Source organism: Magnetospirillum sp. WYHS-4, assembly GCA_039908345.1.
In the GTDB taxonomy this organism is placed as follows: Bacteria; Pseudomonadota; Alphaproteobacteria; order Rhodospirillales; family GLO-3; genus JAMOBD01.
Map to the genome: position 1 here is coordinate 37982 of JAMOBD010000010.1, position 23337 is coordinate 61318.

Below are 23337 nucleotides of genomic sequence, written 5' to 3' on the forward strand. Positions count from 1 at the left end.
GGGTAGGCATGATCCCCGTGAAAAAGGAGGGAACGTCATGACGCGATGCGGCGAATATTTCTGTGCGGCGGTTTTCGGACTGCTGACCCTCGCCTCGGCGGCGGCGTCCGCGGCTCCCGATCCGGGCACCCTGGGCGGACGGCCGTTCACGGACCCCGCCAGCGTAACCCCCATGCCCGACGATTGGGTCAAGGCGCCGATCCGCCACCTCACGCCCAAACCAGTCGCCCTCGCCCTGTCCCTGGATCAGCAGCTTTATCCGGCGCTGCTGCCGCTCGTGCAACGGTTCGCGCGCGAACGCAAGGTGGAAATCGCCATCGAGGAAGGCACCTGCGGCACGTCGACGGCCGCCACCTACGACCGCACCGCCGACATCATCGGCGCCTGCTGTCCGCCTGCCGAGACCGACCGCCTGCCGGGCATCAAGTTCCACACGGTGGGCATCGCCGCGGTGGCCCTTCTGGTCCACCCCGACAACCCGCTCGACGGCGTGACCGACGATGCCGCCCGCAAGCTGTTCGGCGGCCAGATCAAGAACTGGGGCGAGATGCCCATGAGCGCCGTCCGCCCGGGCCCGCGAAAGGAAGTCCAGGCGGTCACCCGGCTGCATTGCAAGACGCGGCCGGGCCATTGGCGGCTGATCCTCGACAACGAGGAGCTATTCACCCGCGATACCGAGGAGGTTTCGGCGATCGAGGACATGATCGTCCAGGTCTCGCGTAATCGCGGCGCCATCGGCTACGAGACCCTCTACCACGCCGCCCTGTTCGGCGAAACGCGCAAGGCCAAAGTCAGGGCGGTCAAGGTCAACGGCCATGACCCTCGCGACGACCGCGCCCTGGCGGCCGGCAAGTATCCCTTCTATCGCGTGTTCAACATCACGACCTGGACCTTGGCACCGGCTTCCAAGCCGCTGGCCGACGAACTGGCCGCCTGGCTGATCGACCAGGCCAACGCCGGGGTCATGGACCCCCGCTACGGCATCGTCCCCGCCAAGGATCTTCGGGACAAGGGATGGAAATTCCTCGAAAACGAACTGATCGGGGAGCCGAATTGAAATCTGGACGGCCGGTCGTCGGCCCGGGGGGATAGCGCGCGATGGCCTTTGCCTTGGAAGGTAGCGCCCTGAGACGTCTGCGGCATCGCCTGCCCCTGGCTTGGCGGATGTTGGCGGGCGGCTTGGTACTGGGCGGTATCGTCTGGGCGGCGCTCGACGCCGTGCAAAGCCGGGCCCTTCACGCCATCTACGAAGACGAATTCCGTACCCGCCTGACGGAACAGTCGCGCCGGGACCGCTTGCGCTTCGATCAGGCCATCCGCAACCACAACCACCTGCTTCGCCTGATCGCCGGGCAGGCACAGGCCCGCGACCATCTGGCGAAGGAGCATGCCGCCAACGACGATTTCAACGGCGAAGGCCCGCCTCGCTTCGACGCGCAACTCCCGGCCTGGCTGCCGCAACGGTCGCTCACCCGGTCGTTCCCCGGCATGGACTTCCTGATGATCCTGGACCCCCGGGACCGGGTGCGCCACGTCTTCTCCTCCGACGGCACGCCACCACCGCCCGAATTGACGCAGCCGCAACCGCGCTTCTTGCGGGCCAGCGAGAGGGAAAGCCTGGTGGTCCGGATTTCCGGCCGTCCCTACGTGCTTTCCTCCGCCAAGGTGGCCGACGGCGAGGGCCGCCTTCTGGGAGTGCTGACCGGCGTTTCGGAGATCACGTCCCGCTTCCTGCTCAACGCCCAGGGCGCCTACAGCCGGACCGAAACCGTCATCGCCCTGTTCACCGATACCCCGCCGGAGGTGCTGGCGACCAGCGACGGCGAGCGTCTGCCCGCGGGGACGCTCCTGGATAAGGCGATGGAAACCTTCCTGGTCACCGGCAAGACTTTCTTCGATTACGATTCGTCGGAAGTCCACCTCACCTTCGCCACCCTGCTCCCCAAGAACCGTTTCGACGAACTGCTGGGTACCGTCCTGGCGCTCGAACGCCAGCAGCGGACCCTCCTGGCCTTCACCCTGATCTCCCTGTTCCTGATCCTGATCTGGCTGGTGATCCGGCGCGTGCGCCACCTCACTTCCCGTGTGGAGCAATTCACCGAGGTGGTCTTCGGCGCGCATCTGAACGGCCATCCGGACCGGGACGAACTGTCGATGCTGGAGCGCCGATTCTCCCGCCTGACCGAGGAAGTCAGGACGTCCCGCGAGGCCCTGGAACGCGAAGCCATGGACAAGCTGCGCATCGCTTCCCGGCAGTTGGAGATGCAGGCAGAAAACGACCGCCTTCAACTCCTGAAATCGGTGACCGATTCGCTGGGCGTCGGCGTCATCAGATTCGCCGACGGCGTTCCCCTGCCGTTCACCCCTCAGATGGAGCGCTTCATCGCCGACTGCGGACCGGCGACGCGCTTCGTTCCCGAGAAGACGCAGGATGGCGACCTGAGTCTGCCGGATGCCGGAGGCGCGGTCCGTACCTTCCATGCGACGCATCTGCACACCGGGAGGGACGACCTGGTGCTGGTGCAGGACGTCACCCAGGCCCGCCGTACCGAACAGGAACTCTGGAACCTGGCCCTCTACCCCAGCCAGAACCCGCTGCCGGTTCTGCGCATCGGCGAGGCGGGCGTCATCCTGCACGCCAACCCGGCCTGCTCCTCCCTGCTGCGTTCCTGGAACACCCGGATCGGGGGACGTCTGCCCGAGCCGTGGGCGACGGAGTTCGACGCGGCCTACCACTCGATGGAACACCACGAATGGGAAGTCCCGCTGGGCGACCGCATCCTGTCCCTGTCCTTGATCCCCATCCCCCAGGCCGGCTACGTCAACGCCTACGGCCAGGACATCACGGCCCGCAAGCAGGCCGAGGTCGCCCTGCAACGGACCAACGAGGATCTGGAACTCCGCGTGGCCGAACGCACCCGCGAACTGAGCGCCGAGATCGACGTGCGGCGGCGCGCCGAAATGGCCCTCGTCGCCGCCAAGGAGCAGGCCGAACTCGCCAACCGCGCCAAGACCGAGTTCCTGGCCAACATGAGCCACGAACTGCGCACGCCGCTCAACGCCATCATCGGTTTCTCGGAAATGATGCTGACCGAGGTCTTCGGTCCCCTCGGCCATGCCCAATACAGCGACTACGCGCTGGATGTCCACAATTCCGGGCGCCACCTGCTGGAGATCATCAACGACATCCTGGATGTATCGAAGATCGAAGTCGGACAGATGGAATTGTACCTTGAATCGGTGCAGGCCGCCGCCCTGGCCGAAGCGTCCCTGCGCCTCGTGCGGGAACGCGCCCACCGCGGCGACGTGGCCCTGCGCAGTGAAATCGCTTCCGACCTTCCGGCCATCGCGGTGGACCAGCGCCGGATCAAGCAGGTTCTCCTGAACTTGCTGTCCAACGCGATCAAGTTCACCCCCCAGGGCGGCCAAGTCCGTCTCGAATCCTACCGCGACAAGGAATCCGTCGTGTTCGCGGTAGTCGATACCGGCATCGGCATGACCGAGTCCGAGGTCGCCGTCGCCTTGCGGCCCTTCGGCCAAGTGGACAGCCAACTGGCCCGCAAGTACGAAGGCACCGGACTGGGACTGCCCCTCGCCAAATCCCTGGTCGAATTGCACGGCGGCAGCCTGACGGTCATTAGCCGCAAGAACGTGGGCACCACGGTCACCGTCCGCCTGCCGGTCACTTCACCTTGACCCGCGCGGAAAAGAGATAGCCGTAAGCGTGTACCGTCTGCACGGGAAGCTCGACCCCCGCATCTTCCTCCGCCTTGCGGCGCAGACGGCGCACCATGGCATCGAGGGCGCGACTGCCGAAGGCGTCCTCGTGGTATCCCACGGCCGCCAGGACGGCGGCGCGCGCCACCACCTCGCCGGCGTGGGCAAGCAGGATCTCGACCAGACTCCGCTCCTTGGGGGTCAGACGGACCGACGTTCCGCGCGGGCTCCGGAGCGTCCAGTAGACCGGATCGTAAATCCACGTTCGGCCATCGGACGCCTCCGGCCCCGCCGGAGAGGCCGGCGCCTCGTCCACTCCGGCTTTCCGGCGCAGGATGGCGCGGACGGTGGCTTCGACGATGCTCAGGTCCACGGTCTTTATCAGGTAGGCATCGGCCCCCGCCCCCAAGCCGGCCAGATGGGTCCGGGTATCGCCGTGGCAAGTCAGCATCAGAATGCCCGTATCCCCGTCGCCGCGCAGGCGACGGGCGATCTCGATCCCGCTCTCGCCCGGAAGTTCGATATCCACGATGACCAGATCGGCCCCGGATTCCGCCAGTGCGGCGGCCAACTCCGGCCCCGAGGCGACGCCACGGGTGGCAAGCCCCCGGTCGTTCAGGAATTCGACCAGATCCTCGCGCAGCCCCGGATCATCCTCCACGACGACAATCCGAGGCCCCGGCAGGCCGACGGTGACGTCGCTTCTCCCAAGGAGCGACATGACGCGATCTCCATCCCCGAGCCAGGGTGTCCCTTGGCGGAACTCCCACCTTTCTCCTTCCAAGAAGAAGGATGAAGCGACGATTTTCAACGAAAAAGTCGCGTCTTCCCGCATTCCACCCCCCATCGCAAACCAATGGTTTGCAAGGACGAATCGGGGGCATCCAAGAGAGCTACCGCCCCGCATCCCGGGCCAAACGGAAGCCGGTGTCGTCGCCATGGCGCTGAGGAAATTCGCGCCAGCGGTTGGCGGAGCGCAGTTCCTGCACGACGGTACTCCAGGCGCCGCCGCGGAAGACCCGCTTGTTGCATTCGCCCTTGTCCAGGGCGGCCCCGTCGGACGGCGCGTCGGCGAAGCTGTTGTTCCAGCAGTCCGCCACCCACTCCCAGATATTCCCGGCCATGTCGTAAAGACCGTAGCCGTTGGGCGGAAAGCGCCCGCTACGCACCGGCCGTTCTCCGTCCCAGGGCGTTCCGCAGCCGCCGCAGAGCGCCATCCCAGGCCGCGGCGCATCGCCCCACCAGAAGCGGCTGGCGGTGCCGCCGCGCGCGGCGTATTCCCGTTCGGCGTCGGTGGGCAGACGATAACGCCGGCCGGTCTGATCCGACAGCCAGCGGATGTAATCCATGGCCTCGTCCCACGAGACGTTGACCGCCGGCTGTGCCCCCCGCCCCCAGCCTCGGTCATCCGGCTTGGGCTTGGCGGCGGCCTCGCAGTAGCGGTCGTAGTCCTCGAAGCTCACCGGATGGGCGGCGATGGCGAAGGGCTTGAGGGTGATGGGGCGGGCCGGCTTCTCGTCGAAATCCCCGTCCCCCTGCAGGTCGCCGCGCATGTAGATCCCGCCGGGCAGAAACACCATCTCGGGCCCGAGCGAGCCATCGCGCAGGCGGTCCCGTTCCACCTGGGGCGGCGCCACCGGGCGGTGCAACCCCAAGGGCAATGGCCCGAGGTTGGGCGCCTCGGCGGGCAGACGGCCGAAGGCAAGGGCGGCGATCCCGGTCCAAGGCAAGTCGATCCCGATCCGCCAACGCAATTCGGCGCGCAGGCTCGGTTGGGCCAGGGCCATTTCCTCGAACCCCGCCGCCGAGTGGACGAAAGCCCTCGCCTTGCCCTCGACCTCGACATGAATCACTTGGGAAGGCGCCGCCAGAGCCGGAAGGCGGGCCCGGAACCGATCGCCGTTGCGCATCTCGACCAGATCGGGCGCCGGCCGGCCGGCCAATTCCTCCGGCCGGGCCATGAAGACGATCTCCGCCAGGTCGGCGGCGTGCAGGTCGAGGCGCGGCTGGCCCACCCGCAGGAACGGCAGCCGGTCATGCAGCAGCGTGCCGGAAAAGCGTTCGCCCTCGACGGTCTCGACGCGCGCCCCGCCCTTGACGGCCCGGAACGTCGCCAGGGAAGCCAGCGGCAGGGCCACCTCGCCGTAGGGTGTCTTGAGGCGCAGGGGATCGGCCCCCAGGCTGCCGTGATGGATGTCGCCGTTGACCATCGCCGCCACGTCCGGCCGCTGCGGAGGCTCGGCCGAGGCCGGCAGGGCGGCCAACCAGGCCAGGATGAAAAGAACCCCTCTCATGGTTCCAGAGTACTGGATTCGGCCAGGCCTTGTAATCACGATCCGGCGAGGCAGAATGGCGTCATGACCCGTCTGGTGCACCGCGACCTGCCCGGCTACACGCCCGAACGGATATTCGCCCTGGCGATCGACGTGGAGGCTTATCCCCGTTTTCTGTTCTGGTGCGAGTCCGCCGCCATCCGGCGGCGCGAGGGAAATCGTCTGGAGGTGGATAACGTTTTCGCCATCGGCCCCTTGCGGATGCGCTTTCGCACCGATGCCGTTCTGGACCCGCCCCGGTCCATCGAAGTCACCTCCACCGATCCCCCCTTCTCCCGGCTGCGTCTCGTCTGGACGTTCGAACCGCTGGGAGAAGGCGGCTGCCGGGTCAGCCTGAGCCTGGACCAGGCCTTCCGCTCACTCCTGTTCGAGGCCGCGGCCAGTCCCTTCACCGCCGGCCTGGAGGAAGCCGTCATCGATGCCTTCGTTCGGCGGGCGCGGGACCTCTACGGTCAGTCGTCCAGCGTCGAGAGGTAAGCGAACAGATCGTCCAGCGCCTTGCCCTTGAGTCGCGGGAATATCTTCTGGGCGTCCTCGTGAGCGCGCTCGCCGGACTGGAAGCCCTCGATCTGCTTCTTCAGGTAGGGCAGGTGCTGGCCGGCCAACAGCGGCGTCTTCCTGCGGCCGTAGCCGTCCTTGCCATGGCAATCGGCGCAGTCTTCCCGATAGGCCTTCCCGCCCGCTTCCGCGTCGCCGTCGGCCCGCGGAATCTGGAGCGTCAGCTTGGTCTGCTTCAAGCGCTCGTATCCGTCGATGGTCTGCCCCTCCTTCAGTTCGGGCAGCCGCGTCGCCAGTTTGATCTGCGCCAGGTAGCCGGCGATATGGACCAGATCCTCGTCGGGCAGTTCGCGGTCGTTGGCGTAGGGGGCCATGGGGATGTTGACCCGCTTGCGATCCTTGAACAGCTTGATCTGTTCGGCGATGTATTGCGCCGACATACCCGCCAGGCGCGGATAGGTGCCGGCGCCGCCGCCCTGGCCGTACTCGCCGTGACAGGGCGCGCAGGTGCGATTGATGTCCTCGCCGATCTGCGGGTCGATCTTGGGTTCCTGGGCGAAGGCGGGCAGCGCGGCCAGCAGAAGGGCTGGAAGGGCCAAGGCTTTGGTCACGGCAGGTCTCCCCGGCGGAATACCGCATAGCCAAGGGCCGCGCAGCCGCTGCCCAGGGCCACGGGATAGAGCAACCCGTAGATCAGATAGCCCAGGTGCCCGAAGGCATCCAGGATCACCCAGGCCGAAGGCCCCATGAGCATGAGCTGGGGATCGAACAGCGCCATGGTAGCGGTGCGGAAGACCTGCATGGGGTTGACCAGGGCGATGGCCACCACGGTCTCGGGGGCGACATGCTCCTTTATCATGACGCCCAGGAGAATCAGGTCGAGGAACAGCAGAAGGGTCAGCCAGACGATGAAGGCCGCCCCCTGCGCCACGTCGGGCGAGCGGGCCAAGCTGGAAACCAGCATGCCGATGCCCAGGAAGCACCAAGCCAGCGAGATCATCAGGGCCGTATTGAGGAAGAACTGCGCCCAGGGAATGTCGAAGCCCCGTATCGCGCCCCAGATGGCCGCCACCGCCATGGCAAGAAAGACGGGCAGGAAGATGACCAGGAAGCGGCCGACCATCTTGCCCCAGAACCAGGCAGCCAAAGGTACCGGCAGGGACAGCAGGTACTCGAACACGCCGGCCTCGCGGTCACCGGCAACCGACCGCACGGTGGTAATCAGCACGAAGACCGGCAGGATGGCGACGCAGATCTGGATGTAGGTGAGCAGAAGGCGCGTCAGCCCGGTGAAGCCCATGATGCGGGATTCCGTCAGGCCGGTGAGCAACAGCGCCACCATCGCCCCGCCGAACACCAGGGCATAGACCAGGAACCAGCGGGCGCGCAGGGATTCGGACATGTCGAGCAGGGCGGTTCGCCAAAGGTGCTTCATGGCCGGCCCTCCTCCTTCAGGTCGATGCCGGCGAAGGCCCCGGCGTAGCGCGCCAGCATGCCGAGGAAGCGCAGCCGGTCCGGCCCCGCCACCCGGCCCCGCCAGCGCAGCGCCCCATTGATCCGTTCGAACTTCCACTCGCCCAGCGCCTTGGCGAAGGCCTCGTCGTCGCGCGCCAGATCGACGGTGCAGACCATGATGCTCGCCAAGTCGACCGTGTCCTCGACGTGGTCGTCCAGCACCACCCTACCCCCGTCCAGTTCGATCACCCGGTTGACCAGGGGCGCCACCTCGTCCAGGCGGTGGCTGGAGATCAGCATCACGTCCTCCTGGCGTTCGGCCAGCAGGCCGAAGAAGACCCGGCGCGAGTCCGGGTCCAGGTTGGCGGCCGGCTCGTCCAGGATCAGGATGCGACTGTCGCGCCCCAAGGCGATGCCGATCAGCAGCTTCTGCTTCTGGCCGCCCGACAGCTTGACGAAGGGCTGGCGACGCACGGCCCCCATGTCCAGCCCCAGCTTGCCCGCCACTTCCTCCATGCGCTTCGGATCGCTGCCGCAGACCCCGGCGGCGAAAGCCACCAAGTCGCCCACCGGCATCTTCAAGGGCGGCGGCAGTTGCGGCACGAAGCCGATGCCTTTCAGAACCTCGTGGCGGTCGCGGCGAGCATCGAGTCCGCCGACTTCCACCGTCCCCTGGTAGACGTATTCGCCCAGCAGGCAGCGGATCATCGTCGTCTTGCCGGCCCCGTTGGAGCCCACCAGGGCGATACGGTCGCCGGCCGGCAGGTCGAGATCGACCCCGTCCAGCACCCGCCGCCCGCGGAATGTCTTGACCAGTTCCTGGATGCGGATCATGGGCTGGCGGGCGCCTCCGGCTGGGGTTGCTGCTTGGGCGGATGGCTCAGCATCTTGCTGAGCCCCTTGATTTCGAACTTGAGCGACCCCGTCGGACAGACGTCGACGCAAAGCCCGCAACGGGTGCAGTCGGGCCCGATCTGGGTGGCGACGTCCTGGGCGTAGGCCTTCTTGGTCACTTCCAGCACGTGGGGCACCAGGCAGACCTTGCGGCAGTCGCCCTCGTGCAGGCACTTCTGGATGTCGTAGCGCACGTGCACCGGTGTCGCCGCCGTACCCACGAAGCCGTAGGTCAGGCCGATGGGGCAGATGTAGCGGCACCAGGCGCGCCGGGTGATGAAGATCTCGAACAGCAGCAGACCCGCCACCCACAATAGGGCCAACGTCGGCCCGTAGATCAGGGCGCGGCTGAGAATGCCGGTGGGCGAGATGGCCTCGAAGACCGTATAGCCGGTCACGAAGGCCAAGCCGGCGAAGATCGCATAAAGCACCGTCCTGGTACCCCGGTGCATGGTGAAATCGCGCACCAGGTTCTGTTCGGCCAGCTTCACGTGGATCTTTTCCGCCAGTTCGGCCAGCAGGTGGTAAGGGCAGACCCAGGAACAGAAGGTCCGCCCACCGAAGATCCACCAGAGGATCAATACCGTGATGGTGCCGATCACCAGGTTGATGAGGATCTTCTTGTGAGCCAGCATGACCTGGAGCGCCGAATTGAGGTCCGCGAAGTGAAAGCCGACCACCCGCGAGGCGGTCAGCGCCCCTTCCACCAGTTGCACGTCCCACCAGTAGGAAACCACGAACAGCAGATTGACCACCAGCAGGGTCGCCCAGCGGCGGTTGCGCCATTTGTGGGACCGCGCCTTGTCGGCTTCGGCCCGGATGGCGGCGACCCGTTCCTTCTTGTCCTCGATGGCCCGCTTAGCCGCGTGGATGGCGCGGGCGGCCGGCGTATAGTCGGAATCGCGGGGCTTGGCGTCGGGCGCACGGCCCAGCATGACGGCTGTCTGGCGAAGCATGCTCATCACACGTCTCCCCAGGTCTTGCGGATGTCGATCACGATGGCCGCCGGTTCCACCGGACAGATCATCTCGCACATGCCGCAGCCGACGCATTTGTCGGTGATGACGGGCGAGCCGCGGAAATCGTCGTCGCCCGCCTGGATGCGATAGAGCGCGATGGCGCCTTCGATGGGGCATTCGCGGACGCAAAGATCGCAAAGCGCCAGGTCGTACTTGTACTGGCCCAGGGGAATGGGCTTCCAGCGGTCGATCTCGTTGTAGCGGTGCAAGCCCGGAAAACCGTCGCCCCGCGCGTAGCCCTGGAACCCCTTGCCCTGGCGCGCCAGGCAGGCGCCGGGACGGGCCAGGCGGGCCAGGCCCATGCGCACCTGTTCCTTCTTGTCGATCTTGTGGCTCAAGGCTTCCGTGGGGCAGGCCAGGATGCACTGGGTGGCATCGCAGGAAAAATCGCAGGCCTGGGTCCGGGCGTCGATGTAGGGCACGCCGACCCCGAAGCCTTCGTCCAGGTCGCCCAGCTTGATCGCCTCGACGGGGCAGACCTGCACACACTGGCCGCACTTGATGCAGGCGGCGAGGAAGTCCTTTTCGGCGATGGCGCCGGGCGGGCGCAGGCGCTCGGTCCATTTCTTCAGCACCGGGAAGAAGCCCAGCAGGGCGGCGCCGACCACCGTGGCGCCAGCCGCCGCCGAACGCAGGATGGCGCGCCGTTCCTTGCGTTGCTTCTTGGGATTCTTGACGATCTTGGGCGGGGGGGCTTCGGGTTTCATGATCCTGTCTTTCTACTTGCCCAGGCGTTGCTTGAGGCCGAACGGGTCGAATTCCCCCCCGTCGTCTCCCCCCTTGGCAGCCGCCCGCGCCTGACGCCCGGCCACCGGCGGCATAATCAGCGGCTTGTCGTCGCGCATCAACAGGATCGGGTCGGTGAGCGGCGCCAGGCGTTCCAGGAAATCGACCAAGGTGAGCACCGGCGCGCCGCGGAAGAACGCGGCATGCGGGACATCCATCCACAGGCGATCCGCATAGACCCGAAGTTCGTAAGGCGTATCGCCGATGCCGTCGCCGTCGCGGTCGAACCCCTGGTAGTCGTCCCAATAATTGCCGTCCCAGAGGTTCCGGGCCGCCGAGGCCCGGGCGTTCACCGACACCTGCACCAGATTGTGCTCGAAGCGGTTGGCCCTCAGTTCGTTGCCTTTCCAGTCATTATGGAACAGAACCCCGATCCCCGTAAAGGCGACGTGGTTGCGTTCGATGCGGTTGCCGGTGTCCGGCTGGAAGGGCGATAAGTCCAGGTAGATGCCGTTGGACACGTAGACGATCTCGTTGTCCTCGATGGTCGTGCTGCTGGTTTCCTTGAGGCCGATGCCGACGCCCGTGGCCCCGGTGCCATTGGTCACCCGGTTGCCCCGGATGACGATGCCGTCCGAATACATCAGGATGATGCCGACCGAATTGTCCCAGTAGGTGTTGTCCTCGACCAGATTATGCTGGGCGTACATGAAATGGAGGCCGTAGCGGCTGTCGCTGACCTTGTTGCCGCGGATCGTATTGTCCACCGAATGCCAGACCACCACGTCGCGGGAACGGCTGATCTCGTTCTCCTCGATACGATTGGAACGGCTGAACCAGAGCCGGATCGCATCGCCCCGCATGCCCAGTTCCAGATCCTTGGAATGGACGACATTGCGTCGCACGACGTTGCTGTCCGACTGGTGCAGGTCGATGCCGAACAGAGTGTCCTCGATGACGTTGTCCTTGATGACGTTGAAGCTGCCCTTGACCTGGATGCCGGCATCGACGTCGTTATGGGATTCCCCGGAATTGACCAGACGCAGGCCGCGCACCGTGGCGCCGTCGGTCTCGATGGCCAGCACCGTTCCCTTGCCGCCGCCGTCGATGGTGACCTTGCCGTCGCCGTCCAATACGATGGGTTTGGCAACGACTAGCGGCCCGGCATAGGTGCCGGGCGGCAGGATCACCACGTCCTTGTCCTGGGCGGCGTCGATGAACGGTTGGGCGGAGGGCAGGACGGCCGCCCAGGCGGCGGGCCCCATCAGCCCCGCCGCCACGACCGCCGCTGCCACCCTGATAATCGCCATGGCCCGTTGCCGGCGCCGCCCGTTCAGTGACCGGCCATCCGCGTGCGCTTCAGTTCCAGCAGGCCGGCCAGGGCCATGCTGACCCCGACCGCGGCGAACAGGGCGAAGCCGTAATGCGGATAGGAATGGGTGCTGAACTGGGCCACCTTGCCTTGCCCGAAGACGGTGGGCATGAAGGGCTTGATGGTGAAGGCCGCCATCTCGTGCAGGTTATGGCCGAACCACCAGAGCCAAGCCGAGTATTCGATGACGAAGAACACCGGCAAAAGGGCCGGCACGATGACCAGCACCCAGCGGGTGAAGCCCCACTTCCAGACGCCGAAGCTGAGCACCGCCAAGGCCGCCAGGATGCCCCAATAAGTCACCTTGGCCGCCGCGTTCATGATGCCGGACCGGTGCCCGATCTCTTGCATGTCGCGGAAATAGCGGCCCAGGGCCTCGCGATAGCTTTCGTCGATGACGACGAATCCGGACCAGTCGGCGTAATCCTTGAGGTCCAGGTCCATGGTGCCGACGAAGTCGCCGATATAGTTGGGGCTCAGCATCAGAACCCCGCCCTTGGTGAACATGGCCATTGTCATCCAGACGGCAATGCCGAGGGAGCCCGCGGCCACGACGCCCACCTGCAAGCCCTTCTTCGGAATGGCGAAAGCCACGATCATCAATCCCAGCAGGGAGAACAGGAACGGCGAGAAGGCGCGCTCGACGGGACCGCCGGCAGCAATGGGATACATGCCGACGTAGTGGTTGATGGCGTCCATCTCGTGCTTGCAGTTCAGCCGCTCGGTCTGGGTCTTCTCGGCCGATTCGATGATCTGGCAGCCGTTTTCCACCTTGTCGACATGAAAGTGGATGCGGATGCCTTGCGGGAAGGCGACCTCGGGATACTGGGGCGCCTTCAGGGACACCCACCAGATGGGGGAGACGTAGGCCACCGCCAGACAGACCAGGGCGGCGACGATGAGGAGGCGGAAAAGAAGGGTTTGCTTGGCGTTCGCGTCGGCGTTCATGGGCTCTCGGTTCCTCGAAAAAAGGTATGCCGCCGCCGGCGCGTCCTCCCCCTTGCGTCCGGCTTCTCCCCCCCGGGTCTCCCCCGCCGCTCGCGGCGGCGGGGGATAGGCGCTCGGTCTCGCTTACTTGAAGTCCGGATTCAGCCAGCCGACGGGAGCGATCATCTCCTTGGGCGGCTTGATGCGCGAGGTGTAGTCGATCACCGCCTTCATGTCGCGATCGGTGAAGTTCTTGATCTGCTGCACCATGTCCGGATTGGCGTTGCGGCGCTTCTTGTCGCGGATCCATTCGAACTGGCGCAGCATGTACTTGTAGTGCTGAGCCTGGATGCGCGGATAGTACTTCTCGACGTCGCCCTCGCCGTTCTCGCCGTGGCAGCGGACGCAGTTTTCCTTGTAGAGCTTCTTGCCGTGTTCCAGGTCCTTGCCGTCGCCCACACCGTTGTTGGGGTTCATGGGCAGCTTGGCGATGTATTCGGACACGTCCGCGATGGACTGCGGGCCGCCGATCTGGCTGGGCAGGGCGAACGGGTACATGGTCGGATTGTCGCGGTTCAGCGCGCGGATGTCAGCCAGCTGCTTGATGATGACCTTGCGGTGCTGACCGGCCAACTGCGGGAAGGTGCCATCGTCCAGGCCCCAGCCTTCCGGCATATGGCAGGCGGCGCAGACCTCGTAGACGTCGCGGCCGTTCTTCGTGTCGGGCTTGAGGTGCAGCGCCTCGTCCTTTTCGCCGCCCGGCGAGTTCCAGACGTCGATATTAGTCTTCTCGCCGGCCGGGGGCTTCATGCCGCCGGTAGCCGCCGCGGGGGCGGCCCCGCCGGCCGCGAAGGCGGCGCCGGCCGCCGCCAGGGCGAGTCCGGCCACGAGGGCGAAGGCGGAAACCGCCTTGATCTTGTTGGTGAGGTTCATTCCTGGTTCTCCGTCACGATGCTGGATTTACTTCGCGGTCCTGTCGACCTGCGACAGATACTCGGCGACCAGTTCCATCTGCTGGTCCGTCATGTTCTTGACGTTGGGAAGCATCAACTTGCTTTTCCCATTGGTACGCTTTCCGTCGCGGATATCCTTGATTTGGATCAGGATGTACTCTTTCTTCTGTCCTGCGGTCTGCGGATAGCCCTTGACCGTCGGCTTCTTGCCGTCGACGCCGTGGCAGGTCTGGCACTTGTTGGCGACGTAGAGCTTCTTGCCTTCCTCGATCTTCTGCGCGTCCGGCGTACCGGCCGGCTTGATGGGGTCCATCTTGGCCAGCCAGGCGGAAATCTGCTGGATCTGGTCTTTGGAAATGCGGGGCTTGCCCTCGGTATCCAGCAGGGCGCCCTTCATGCCGTGAGAGCGCGGATTGCCGGTGGCGTCGTTGCTGCCGGTGCGCTTGCCCTCGATGATATCGTTGATCTGAGCCACCATGTAGGCCTCGTCCTGGCCGGCCAACACGGGATACTCGGGCAGCGTCGGCTTGTTGCCGGGCAGCATGCCCTTGCCTTCCTTGCCGTGGCAGGCGACGCAGGTCATCATCATGTAGATGCGATCCGGCGCCATGGCCGGCGCGGCCTGGGCAAGTTGGACGGTCTCGGCGGCGCCAGCCTGGACGGGTCCGGCGGCCAACATCAGGGCGACGGCGCCACCCATCGCGAAAAGTCCTGCATTACGGATCATCATTTGGTCTCCCGGGCTCTGGTGTCTAGCAAGAGAGAAGGGGGACGGCGACGACGCCGTCCCCCCCCTTTTGGCCAAGTCGGGGTCTTACTTCTTGGCGGGAGCGGCCGGTTCAGCGGCCTTCACGCGCTTGGCCCCGTTCTGCTCGAGGTAGGTCTTGGCGCGCAGACCGATGTCGGCGGCCTTGACCTGGTACTGGAACCACTGCTGGGCATTCAGGGTGGCGGCCTGCCAATCCTGCTTGCCAGCACCTTCTTCGGACTTCTTCTTCCACTCGTCAGCGAACTTGAGCTGCTCGGTGGCGTCCTCGACCATCGCGACGACGGGCTTGAAGTCCTGGAAGTTATGCTCGGTGATGAACTTCACCACGCTGTCGATCACACCTTGGGTGGCCACGTTCTGCTCGACCTGTTTCTTGTAGTCGGCATCGGTATAGGCCTGGCCCTCGGAGATCTTCGCGGAGGCCTCCTGGTAGCCCTTCGGCTTGACCAGCAGGTAACCCTGCATCTCCAGGTGCAGCGCGGAGCAGAACTCCGTGCAGTAGTACGGATAGACGCCCGCCTTGTCGGCGACGATGGTGGCCGAGGCGGTCTTGCCCGGCTCCAGCGACAGGTTGGCGTTGGTGCCGAAGATGGCGAAACCGTGGGTTTCGTCTTCCGCGCGCTCCAGGTTGGTGATGTGGATGCTCACCGTCTCGCCTTCCTCGACCTCGATGATTTCGGGGTTGAAGTGCGAGCGGATCGCCGTGGCGTAGACATGGACCACACCGTCCTTGCGCTCGATCTTCTCGCGGCCCGGCAGGGTGCGGAATTCGGAACGCTCGTTGGTGCGGCTGTTGGTGCCGCTCTTGTAGGCGATCTCGGGCTTCAGGCGATCGGCCTTGATGGCCACCGCGTAGTGCGGCTCGCCCAGCGGCAGCGGCATGTCGTACAGCAGCTCCATCTTGTCGCCGCTGATGTCGATCAGCTGGTGGTTCTGCGGATGCAGGGGACCGACCGGATTGAAGCGGTCGATGGCCAGCTTGTTCAGCGACACCAGGTACTTACCCTGCGGCGTCACGGAATCGCCTTCCATCGACATCAAGTGGCCGATGTTGTAGTGGACGGAAATCTTGTCCAGTACCTTGCCTTCGCAGTAGTTCCACTTGGTGACCTGGCTGTCCACGTAGATGGAGGTGTAGACCACGCAGGGCTTGGAATCGTACTGGGTGTGCAGGGGGCCGAGGCCGACCTGCACCTGGGTGTGCAGCGACTTCTTGAGGTCCAGGATGGGGATGCCGTAGGCGTCCTTGCCTGCGAAGTCCTTGGCCTCGGTCAGGGCCTTGATCTTCTCGAAGCTGTAGACCGAAGCGTGGGTGTCCAGCTTGCCGGACACGATCACGAACTTGCCGTCCGGGCTCACGTCCGCGCCGTGCGGGGACTTGGGCTCGGGGATCAGGAACAGCACGCCTTCGGCGGCCGTCACGTCCATCGGCAGCACCTTCATGCCATTGATCTCTTTGGCCTTTCCGGCCTTGACGAGTTCTTCGGCCTTCTTCCAGTTCACGACGTGCAGGAAGTCGGTGTCCTTCTGGGAGCAGCCGGCTTCGAAGGGCGGGCGACCGCGCTCGATACCGCCGACATAACGCTCGGAGCAGAAGGAGTTGGTGAAGGACCAGCCGTCGGACGGACCCTTGCCGAAGTCGGACAGGTCCTGGCTGTACGGCGGCAGTTCGAGCGAGAAGGATTCCTCGGGAACGATCCGGCCCTTCTTGCGGTCGAACTTCCAGTAGGTGATGGCGCCGCGATACTTCTCGTTGAATTCCGAGAGCGGCACGAAGTCGTTGGTCAGCGGCGCGGCGTACTGCGTCGGCTCGAGCACGTAGTCGGTATTGGGCGACACGAAGGCGCCGCCGTGTTCGGACTTCATGATCGGGTTGACGACGATCTGCTTGGTCTCGAAGTCGTGCAGGTCGATGACCGCGATGCGGGGGTTGTTCTTGTCGTTGATGAACAGGAACTGCCCGTCGTACTCGCCGTTGGTTTCCGAGATGGCGGGGTGATGGGTATCGCCGAAAAGGATGTCCTTCCCGTTGATCTTGCCCTGCGCCAGCACGGCCTTCGATTCGTCGTCGTAGCCGTAGCCCTGCCAGGGCTCCGGCGTGAAGACGCCGATGTACTTGAGGATGCGCATGGACGGAATGCCATACACGATCACCTGGCCGCTCTGGCCGCCCGAGCTGAACACGATGAATTCATCGCGCTTGCCGGTCGGCACGTAGGTCTTGGCCGCGGCCAGGACGTCCTTCTCCGTCAGCCCACGACGCTTCATCACGTCGTTGAGCTTCTCGGCCGACCACGCATCGGCGCCCGCGGCAAGGCTGAAGCCCACCGCGGTCAGCGTGATCAACGCCTTCCTGTAAAAGGATTTCATGGATAGGTACCTTCCTCGTTTGACTCGATTCTCGACAGCATCCGGCCAACGGTGGGCTCACCGAATGGCACTCCGCCGCTTCTTGATCGGCAGCGGTTTATCGTGCAAAGCATGTATAACTCATTGACGGCGGTCAACCCCTCCTAAAGTCTTACACTTAGAACAATGAAAGCCTTGCTTCCAATACCTCTGACCTTCAGGAAATTGTCATGTTGTTGCGACGAAACTTTCTTCACGCCTTGGCCTCGTTCGGAGCTTGGCTGGCCCTCTCGCCAGACTCCCTTTCCGCGGCCGAGCCTCAGATCGGGGGCCGATTCATCCTGAGCGATCATACGGGACGGATCGTCACCGACCAGGACTTCCATGGGAAGTTCATGCTGATCTTCTTTGGTTACACCTTCTGTCCGGACATCTGCCCGACCGCCTTGGGAACCGTCGCCGAGGCGTTGGCCCGGCTGGACGGGGCGGAGGCGGACCGGCTGACCCCTGTCTTCGTCACCGTCGACCCGGAACGGGACACCGCGGCCCGGCTGCGCGAGTTCGTCGGACATTTCCATCCGCGCTTGGTGGGCCTGACCGGCAATCCCGAAATGATCGAACGGATGACCCGTACCTACAAGGTGACCTACCGCAAGGTTCCCGGCGCCCAGGGCGCCGCCCCCGACGAATACCTGATCGACCATTCGGCCGGGCTTTACCTGATGGACCGCGAGGGCAGGTTCCGTGTCAAGTTCCTGCACGGCATGGGGCCGGAGGAACTGGCGCGCCGCCTCAGGGAAGAACTGTCGCGTTGACGCCGAAGATCCGGGTCCGTTCGGGCGGGAAGGTGACCACCGCCGTGGTCCCCTTTCCCACTTGGCTGCGCAGTTCCAGGGTGGCGCCGTGCAATTCCGCCAACCGCGTGGCGAGCGGCAGGCCAAGTCCGGCCCCCTCGTAGCGCCGGGCCAGGGAACCATCGGCCTGGCCGAACGGCAGCATCACTTTTTCCATATCCGATTCGTCGATGCCGATTCCCGTATCGGCGACCGAAAAGACGAACCGGCCCCGGTCGTCGAGACGGGCATCGATGGCGACTTGACCACCGTCGGGCGTGAACTTGACGGCGTTGGACAGCAGGTTGAGCAGGATCTGCTTGACCCGCGTTTCATCCGCCACCAGCGCCGCCTGGACTTTCTGCACCGTCACCGGCACGGCCAAGCTGTGAGTGCCGGCCCGTTCGGCGACCAGTCGGCGGCATGCATCGACCATCCGTTCCACATCGATGGGCGCTTCGTGCAGTTCCAGCTTGCCCACCTCGATGCGCGACACGTCCAGAATATCGTTGATCAGGTTCAGGAGATGGCGCCCGGAATCGTTGATGTCCTTGGCGTACTCCGCATATTGCGGCGCGCCGATCTTGCCGAAGATCTCGGCCACCAGGAGATCGGAGAAGCCGATGATGGAATTCAGCGGCGTGCGCAGTTCGTGGCTCATGTTGGCCAGGAATTCGGTCTTGCTGCGGTTGGCGAACTCGGCCAGTTCCTTGGCCCGTTCCAGGTCGGCCTCGACACGCTTGCGTTCGATGATGCCGGCCAAGGTGTTGGCAACGGTGCGCAGGAAGCGGTCCTCCCGCTCGTCCCAGGGATGCCCTTCGCGAACATAGATGTTCAGAACCCCCTTCACCTCCCGATCGGTCATGATGGGCACGCAATAGTGGCCGTGCGGCTTCATGCCCTCGAAGACGGCATCGTGGGTATGGTCGATGGCGTTGCAGAACACCACGTCGCCCTTTTCGGCGGCACGGCCGCAGACGCAATAGCCGAAGGACACGCCCTTGCAGACCCGGCAGACGTCGTCGCTGAGCCCGTGCTGCACCCGCATGACCAGGGTATTGGGCGCATCGCCCAGCGTGAAGATGCAGCCCTTGGCGTCCAGGGCCAGGAAGGGCACCTGAGTCAGTTGCAGCAGGGCTTCCTCCAGGATGCGTTCCAGGGAGGCACCGGACAGGGATAGGCGCTGGATGGCGTTGACCACCTGCTGGAAGACCAAGTCTTGCTGGATCTGCGCCTCGGCCCGCTCGCGGACCACGATCTCCTTGCGCAGTTCGGCGGTCCGGGCCTCGACACGACTTTCCAGGTCTTCGTTGGCCTCCTGAAGCGCCTTCTGGGCCTCCTTCAACTCGGTGACGTCGGTACAGATGCCTACCACGCCGCCCTGGACCGTCAATCTTTCCCGCCCTTGGATCCAACGCCCGTCAGGCAGGCGGAGCAGGAAACCCTGGGGGCTTGGGTTGCGGTGCTGGGCGAGGCGCAGGCGTCGCCAAGCGGGGGCTTCGTAGGGCCCGCCTGGAAAATGGCCGGCGGCAATGGCTTCGTCGACGATTTCCGCGAAGGGAGTACCGGGCACCAGCTTGCCGGCCAGATGGGGAAAGAGGGTCCGGTAGCGGTCGTTGCACACCACCAGACGGTCGTCCGCGTCGTAGAGCACGAAGCCCTCGGAAACGCTGGAGATGGCCTCGCCCATCTGGCGTTCCATCTGGCGCACCCGTGCTTCTGAAAGGCGCAAGGCTTCCTCGGTCCGCGCCTCCTCGACCACGCGATCGACTACGGCGGAAAGCAGGTCCACCCAGCGCTGGTCCGGATCTTTGGCGATGTAGTCGCGAGCCCCCCGCTTCATGGCCTCGACGGCCACCGCCTCGCCGCCGGCGCTGGTCACCATGACCGCCGGAACGGAAATTCCCGCATAGGCCATGTCGGCCAGAATTTCCAGGCCGTCCTTACCCGGCAGATGGTAGTCGACGATCACCGCGTCGAAAGGCGCCGCCGCCAAACGGCGAATACCTTCCTCGCCGTTTTCGACGACCTCCAGATCGTAATGGCCCGCCGCAAGCCGCTCGCGCGCCCGGCGCGCCAAGGCGGCATCGTCCTCGATGTAAAGCAGCCTGACTCGTTCCGCGCCATTCCTGGGCACCATGAACCCCGCGCCCCGGTCAGAGAGTGATTTCTTCGCCGGCCAGAAGCTGATCGTACAGCTTCCAGGTCTCCTCGGCTTCGTCGGCCGGAATCCGCCGCACGGCCAACCCCAGGTTGATCAGGACGTACTCCCCCGGAGAGGGCAGATCGTCCATCATGAAGGCGAGACTGGCCGTCCGCTCGACGCCCTTGGCGCTGCAGCGGGCCACCAGCCCGGTCACTTCCTCGACCCGCATGGGAATGGTCAGGCACATTTCGGTCACCTACTCCGGAAAGACTCTATCATGGCCCCGACCTGCTGCCCAGCTTAGTGCAATGGAATCATCACGGTAAAGTCAAAATTTGTCGCATTTTATCATAATGTCCCTTATTCCCGCGGCCAGGACCGCCTTGCTTGGCCACCTTCCCGCGACTACCATCGTCCGGGGAAATAGGGGACGGGGATGGCGGATCATTTTTGGCGGTGGCTCAGCCAGGGGGTGGCAATAGGCATCGGATTTTCCCCCGCCTGCCTTACAACTATCGCACAGCCAGCCTCGGCGGCCGATTCCTTCATCGACACCCGTGGACAGGTTCACCACTTCGGCAACGAACTGCCGCCGATCCCCTCCTATGCGGACATTGCGATCGCCCCCAGCGTCTTTTCCTACCGCCGCGATTCCGTGCCCGCCTACGACCCCTGGTCCGCCGCCGTCGGCCGCCCCGTCAACGGAGTGGCGACTCTGGGTGGCTTCGAGAGCCAGGCCAACATCCTGACCGTCGGCCTGCGCGCCGATGCCACCCGGGGAGCGTCGCGCGTCGGGGCAGCGGCCAGGGGCGAGAAGGCCCATGCCTATGAGGACGGCGCCGGCCGCCGCACTCCCCACAACTACCGCCGCAACACAGAATATCTGGACCTGGGCCATGGCGAGGCCAAGGATGGCGCCCTGTCCCTCCATGCCTTTCGCGACCGCATGGACGACTTCCGCATTCCCAGCTACGGCGTGGACGGGGACATCATCGAGCGGGACTACGGCCGCCTGAGCTTCGACAAGACCGGGCTGTCGGGCCCCCTGGCGACCGTGACGGCCGGCATGTCCTTCACCAACGTGCATGTCGTGGCCGACAATTTCCGCCTGCGCACGCCGGGGTCGCTCCAGCTCGAATACGTCCTGGACTACCAGGAAGCCAAGTTCGACGTCCTGGCCACCCGGCCCGACTTCGGCGGCACCACCAGCCTGGGCTACGACCTGAGCTGGGGCCGCCACGTCTACATGATGTACAACCGGGAAATGGGGCCCAGCGTGGTCACTTCTTATCGCATCCCGGACGTGGAGACGCTGCGCACCGGCCTGTCGCTCGGCCACCGCCGCGACCTGGCCGGCACCGACGTGCAGGGGGCCTTGCGCTACGACGTGGTGGCCAAGGACCCGCAGGACGTCCACAACCGGCCGCGGGCCACCGGTTCGCAAGATCTTTACAACCTCTCGGCCCAGGAACTCTACGACCGCTACTACGGCCCCGGCCAGGACACCTACCGCATCGAGCACGACCTGAGCGCCCGCTTGCGGGCCGAACGCCCCGTCGGGCCGACGCAATCCTTCGTCGACATCAAGCGTTTCGTGCGGATGGCCGGCGACGGCGAACGCTACCTCGGCAACTCGGGCGGCGTGGCGACGCTGCAGGTGGGCAACCCAGGCCTCGATTCCGAAAAGCACTACACGGCCGAACTGGGCACGGCCGCCACCGGCGGCGGCTACAAGGGCTACGGCCTGGCCTCGCCCGTCGGGGCCTGGCGCGTCGCGGGCAGCGCCAGCCACGACCACGTGGAAGACTTCATCACCGCCGACCGCGCCCGCGGCCAAAGCGGCATTCGGCTGGCGGACAACGCCATCGTCTATCGCAACGTCACCGCCGAAATCGGCCGTCTGGAAGCCGATCTCCAGGCGATGGTCGCCGAAGGCTGGGGCGTCCGGCTCAACCTGGCGGGCAGCCGGGGCCGCAACACCTCGGACGAGCGGCCGCTCTACGGCGTACCGCCCCTGGAGGCCAACCTGTTCCTCGATACCTTCGGCGGTAGCCCGGAGGAAGGCTGGAACCTGGGCACGCGCCTGCGTGCCGTGCTGCCGCGCGGCGGAGTCGACGATTCCACCGCCACCGGCGCCGGCATCGACCGGGCCGGCAAGGGCGACGGCTTCGCCACCCTCGACGTCTACGGCGGCTGGCGCCCCTTGCCCGGCCTGGCGTTGCGGGCCGGCATCGACAACCTGCTGGACCGGACCTACCACGAACACATCCAGCCCGCGCCCCAGACCCCCACCAGCCAATGGGCCTACGCCCCCGGCCGTTCCTGGTTCCTGCGCCTGGTCGCCAGCTTCTGACCTGGCTGAAAATTCCGGCTCTCCTCCCCCCCACGTTCCGCAAGGTTTCGTCGAAGTACCAGCGGGCGATATCGGCCCGCTGTTCCATGGTGATGTCCCGGGGTTCGCCGACGCCTTCCAGGCCCGGCACCTTGCCGCTTTTCTTCGCCGCCTCCAGGGTGCCCTTCAGGATGCCGCTGGAAGCCGAGCTTTCCTTGTCCTTGCGCACCCCGCCCTCGATGCCGAAAATCTCGCGCTGCAGGAAGATTTCCGTATCCGTGGCGTCGGTCTTGTCCTTCCAGACCTGCCCGTGGACATCCCAGATGCCGGGTTGCTTCTTGAACACCTCCTTCTTGATGGCCGGCGGTTCCTCCTGCGGGTCCTTGGCCTTCGCCCAATCGGGGACGGTTCCCGATACCCATTTGCCGGTGCCCAGCCGGGCGGCGGAATCGAAGGTGCCCAGCCGGCTGAGGTTGGGATAGTCCTTGATGTCCGGCTGCGCGCCGGCTTCCTGGGCCTTGCGGAAGGCCTGGAACTCGCGGCCGAGCGCCTCCAGGTCCGGAGAAGGAGCGGCATCGGCAGGCCGGTCGTCCCCGGCCCCGCCGGCCAAGGTGTGGCGGTCTTCTTCCTCGGGATCGTCGACGCGGGCGGGACCGAGGGGCCGGGCGTCGTTGCCGCACTTCTCCGGCGTGCATTCCATGGTGTCGGAGGAGCGACGCCTTTCCCATTCGTCCTTCAGCACGCCCACCGGAATCCGTTCCGGTTCCGCGTCGCCGATCAGGGCTTGGCGGGCGCCGTCCGGCAGGTCGTGGCCGAACAGGCGGCGGAGGTAGGTATCGGCCAGATCGGGCGCCCTTTCCTGCAGGCCCTGGATCGTCGCCCGCGTGCGCGCCAGGGCCGTCGGGCCTTCCATGCGAATCTCGCGGGCCGTCCACCGCGGATGATCCCCAGGATCGGAATAGCCGGCCAGGGTGTCCACCGCCTTGGCGATGTGAATGTTGTCCTCGCCGGGCA

At 65.4% G+C, this 23337-nt stretch carries 20 protein-coding genes; 6 read left to right on the forward strand and 14 right to left on the reverse strand.

Annotated elements, in window-relative coordinates; translation table 11 throughout:
• Positions 1-37: 37 nt before the first annotated feature.
• Together H7841_05265 and H7841_05270 are read left to right on the forward strand one after the other, a co-directional pair.
• Complete coding sequence (locus H7841_05265) at positions 38-1057, forward strand: substrate-binding domain-containing protein (protein MEO5336290.1); 1020 nt, start codon at positions 38-40, stop codon at positions 1055-1057.
• A 41-nt stretch (positions 1058-1098) separates the two neighbouring features.
• Positions 1099-3696: an ATP-binding protein gene (locus H7841_05270; protein MEO5336291.1), complete on the forward strand. Its 2598-nt coding sequence runs from the start codon at positions 1099-1101 to the stop codon at positions 3694-3696.
• On the opposite strand, the gene H7841_05275 is transcribed toward H7841_05270, so the two are convergent.
• Complete coding sequence (locus H7841_05275) at positions 3683-4438, reverse strand: response regulator transcription factor (protein ID MEO5336292.1); 756 nt, start codon at positions 4436-4438, stop codon at positions 3683-3685. The two genes, H7841_05270 and H7841_05275, sit on opposite strands and share 14 nt — an antisense overlap.
• Positions 4439-4610: 172 nt before the next feature.
• On the reverse strand, positions 4611-6011 hold the full coding sequence (locus tag H7841_05280; GenBank protein ID MEO5336293.1) for a formylglycine-generating enzyme family protein: 1401 nt from the start codon (positions 6009-6011) through the stop codon (positions 4611-4613).
• A gap of 63 nt (positions 6012-6074) precedes the next feature.
• Between H7841_05280 and H7841_05285 the strand changes: the two genes are divergently transcribed.
• Positions 6075-6527 carry a type II toxin-antitoxin system RatA family toxin gene (locus H7841_05285; protein MEO5336294.1) on the forward strand — a complete coding sequence of 151 codons (453 nt, stop codon included), beginning with the start codon at positions 6075-6077 and terminating at the stop codon, positions 6525-6527.
• Here H7841_05285 and H7841_05290 read toward each other — a convergent pair.
• From H7841_05290 to nosZ, 10 genes are all read right to left on the reverse strand, one after another.
• Positions 6503-7159, reverse strand: coding sequence for a c-type cytochrome (locus H7841_05290; protein ID MEO5336295.1), 657 nt, complete (start codon positions 7157-7159; stop codon positions 6503-6505). The genes H7841_05285 and H7841_05290 overlap by 25 nt on opposite strands.
• Positions 7156-7983, reverse strand: coding sequence for an ABC transporter permease (locus H7841_05295; protein ID MEO5336296.1), 828 nt, complete (start codon positions 7981-7983; stop codon positions 7156-7158). The genes H7841_05290 and H7841_05295 overlap by 4 nt, the downstream gene beginning before the upstream one ends.
• Complete coding sequence (locus H7841_05300) at positions 7980-8837, reverse strand: ABC transporter ATP-binding protein (GenBank protein ID MEO5336297.1); 858 nt, start codon at positions 8835-8837, stop codon at positions 7980-7982. The genes H7841_05295 and H7841_05300 overlap by 4 nt, the downstream gene beginning before the upstream one ends.
• Complete coding sequence (locus tag H7841_05305; protein ID MEO5336298.1) at positions 8834-9859, reverse strand: NapH/MauN family ferredoxin-type protein; 1026 nt, start codon at positions 9857-9859, stop codon at positions 8834-8836. The genes H7841_05300 and H7841_05305 overlap by 4 nt, the downstream gene beginning before the upstream one ends.
• A complete protein-coding gene (locus H7841_05310) occupies positions 9859-10623 on the reverse strand; it encodes a 4Fe-4S dicluster domain-containing protein (protein ID MEO5336299.1) in 765 nt (254 codons plus the stop codon). Before H7841_05310 ends, H7841_05305 begins: the two co-directional genes overlap by 1 nt.
• A gap of 12 nt (positions 10624-10635) precedes the next feature.
• Positions 10636-11952: a nitrous oxide reductase family maturation protein NosD gene (nosD, locus tag H7841_05315; protein ID MEO5336300.1), complete on the reverse strand. Its 1317-nt coding sequence runs from the start codon at positions 11950-11952 to the stop codon at positions 10636-10638.
• Between the two features lie 23 nt (positions 11953-11975).
• Positions 11976-12962, reverse strand: coding sequence for a hypothetical protein (locus H7841_05320; protein ID MEO5336301.1), 987 nt, complete (start codon positions 12960-12962; stop codon positions 11976-11978).
• Between the two features lie 123 nt (positions 12963-13085).
• Positions 13086-13874 carry a c-type cytochrome gene (locus tag H7841_05325; protein MEO5336302.1) on the reverse strand — a complete coding sequence of 263 codons (789 nt, stop codon included), beginning with the start codon at positions 13872-13874 and terminating at the stop codon, positions 13086-13088.
• Positions 13875-13901: 27 nt separating this feature from the next.
• Positions 13902-14624, reverse strand: coding sequence for a c-type cytochrome (locus H7841_05330; protein ID MEO5336303.1), 723 nt, complete (start codon positions 14622-14624; stop codon positions 13902-13904).
• Positions 14625-14708: 84 nt separating this feature from the next.
• Positions 14709-17033, reverse strand: a complete 2325-nt coding sequence (gene nosZ / locus H7841_05335) for a Sec-dependent nitrous-oxide reductase (protein ID MEO5336304.1) — start codon at positions 17031-17033, stop codon at positions 14709-14711.
• A gap of 209 nt (positions 17034-17242) precedes the next feature.
• On the opposite strand from nosZ, the gene H7841_05340 reads away from it, so the two are divergent.
• A complete protein-coding gene (locus H7841_05340) occupies positions 17243-17827 on the forward strand; it encodes an SCO family protein (GenBank protein MEO5336305.1) in 585 nt (194 codons plus the stop codon).
• Here H7841_05340 and H7841_05345 read toward each other — a convergent pair.
• Both H7841_05345 and H7841_05350 read right to left on the reverse strand, forming a co-directional pair.
• Complete coding sequence (locus H7841_05345) at positions 17805-19985, reverse strand: ATP-binding protein (GenBank protein ID MEO5336306.1); 2181 nt, start codon at positions 19983-19985, stop codon at positions 17805-17807. The two genes, H7841_05340 and H7841_05345, sit on opposite strands and share 23 nt — an antisense overlap.
• A gap of 16 nt (positions 19986-20001) precedes the next feature.
• Positions 20002-20238 (reverse strand): HypC/HybG/HupF family hydrogenase formation chaperone, encoded by a 237-nt coding sequence (locus H7841_05350; protein ID MEO5336307.1) that lies wholly within the window; start codon positions 20236-20238, stop codon positions 20002-20004.
• 189 nt (positions 20239-20427) lie between these two features.
• Here H7841_05350 and H7841_05355 point away from each other — a divergent pair, with 189 nt between their 5' ends.
• A complete protein-coding gene (locus H7841_05355; protein ID MEO5336308.1) occupies positions 20428-22344 on the forward strand; it encodes a TonB-dependent receptor in 1917 nt (638 codons plus the stop codon).
• Between the two features lie 592 nt (positions 22345-22936).
• Positions 22937-23337, forward strand: a 401-nt coding sequence (locus H7841_05360; GenBank protein ID MEO5336309.1) for a hypothetical protein, incomplete at its 3' end; no start/stop codon positions are given.

Bases quoted from the DNA above. Each gene is read 5' to 3' on its own strand.
- H7841_05305 (MEO5336298.1), bottom strand. From the start codon at position 9,859: ATGAGCATGCTTCGCCAGACAGCCGTCATGCTGGGCCGTGCGCCCGAC.
- nosZ (MEO5336304.1), bottom strand. From the start codon at position 17,033: ATGAAATCCTTTTACAGGAAGGCGTTGATCACGCTGACCGCGGTGGGC.
- H7841_05270 (MEO5336291.1), top strand. From the start codon at position 1,099: ATGGCCTTTGCCTTGGAAGGTAGCGCCCTGAGACGTCTGCGGCATCGC.
- H7841_05345 (MEO5336306.1), bottom strand. From the start codon at position 19,985: ATGGTGCCCAGGAATGGCGCGGAACGAGTCAGGCTGCTTTACATCGAG.
- H7841_05355 (MEO5336308.1), top strand. From the start codon at position 20,428: ATGGCGGATCATTTTTGGCGGTGGCTCAGCCAGGGGGTGGCAATAGGC.
- H7841_05325 (MEO5336302.1), bottom strand. From the start codon at position 13,874: ATGAACCTCACCAACAAGATCAAGGCGGTTTCCGCCTTCGCCCTCGTG.
- H7841_05300 (MEO5336297.1), bottom strand. From the start codon at position 8,837: ATGATCCGCATCCAGGAACTGGTCAAGACATTCCGCGGGCGGCGGGTG.
- H7841_05330 (MEO5336303.1), bottom strand. From the start codon at position 14,624: ATGATGATCCGTAATGCAGGACTTTTCGCGATGGGTGGCGCCGTCGCC.
- H7841_05275 (MEO5336292.1), bottom strand. From the start codon at position 4,438: ATGTCGCTCCTTGGGAGAAGCGACGTCACCGTCGGCCTGCCGGGGCCT.
- H7841_05320 (MEO5336301.1), bottom strand. From the start codon at position 12,962: ATGAACGCCGACGCGAACGCCAAGCAAACCCTTCTTTTCCGCCTCCTC.
- H7841_05350 (MEO5336307.1), bottom strand. From the start codon at position 20,238: ATGTGCCTGACCATTCCCATGCGGGTCGAGGAAGTGACCGGGCTGGTG.
- H7841_05310 (MEO5336299.1), bottom strand. From the start codon at position 10,623: ATGAAACCCGAAGCCCCCCCGCCCAAGATCGTCAAGAATCCCAAGAAG.
- nosD (MEO5336300.1), bottom strand. From the start codon at position 11,952: ATGGCGATTATCAGGGTGGCAGCGGCGGTCGTGGCGGCGGGGCTGATG.
- H7841_05295 (MEO5336296.1), bottom strand. From the start codon at position 7,983: ATGAAGCACCTTTGGCGAACCGCCCTGCTCGACATGTCCGAATCCCTG.
- H7841_05340 (MEO5336305.1), top strand. From the start codon at position 17,243: ATGTTGTTGCGACGAAACTTTCTTCACGCCTTGGCCTCGTTCGGAGCT.
- H7841_05285 (MEO5336294.1), top strand. From the start codon at position 6,075: ATGACCCGTCTGGTGCACCGCGACCTGCCCGGCTACACGCCCGAACGG.
- H7841_05280 (MEO5336293.1), bottom strand. From the start codon at position 6,011: ATGAGAGGGGTTCTTTTCATCCTGGCCTGGTTGGCCGCCCTGCCGGCC.
- H7841_05265 (MEO5336290.1), top strand. From the start codon at position 38: ATGACGCGATGCGGCGAATATTTCTGTGCGGCGGTTTTCGGACTGCTG.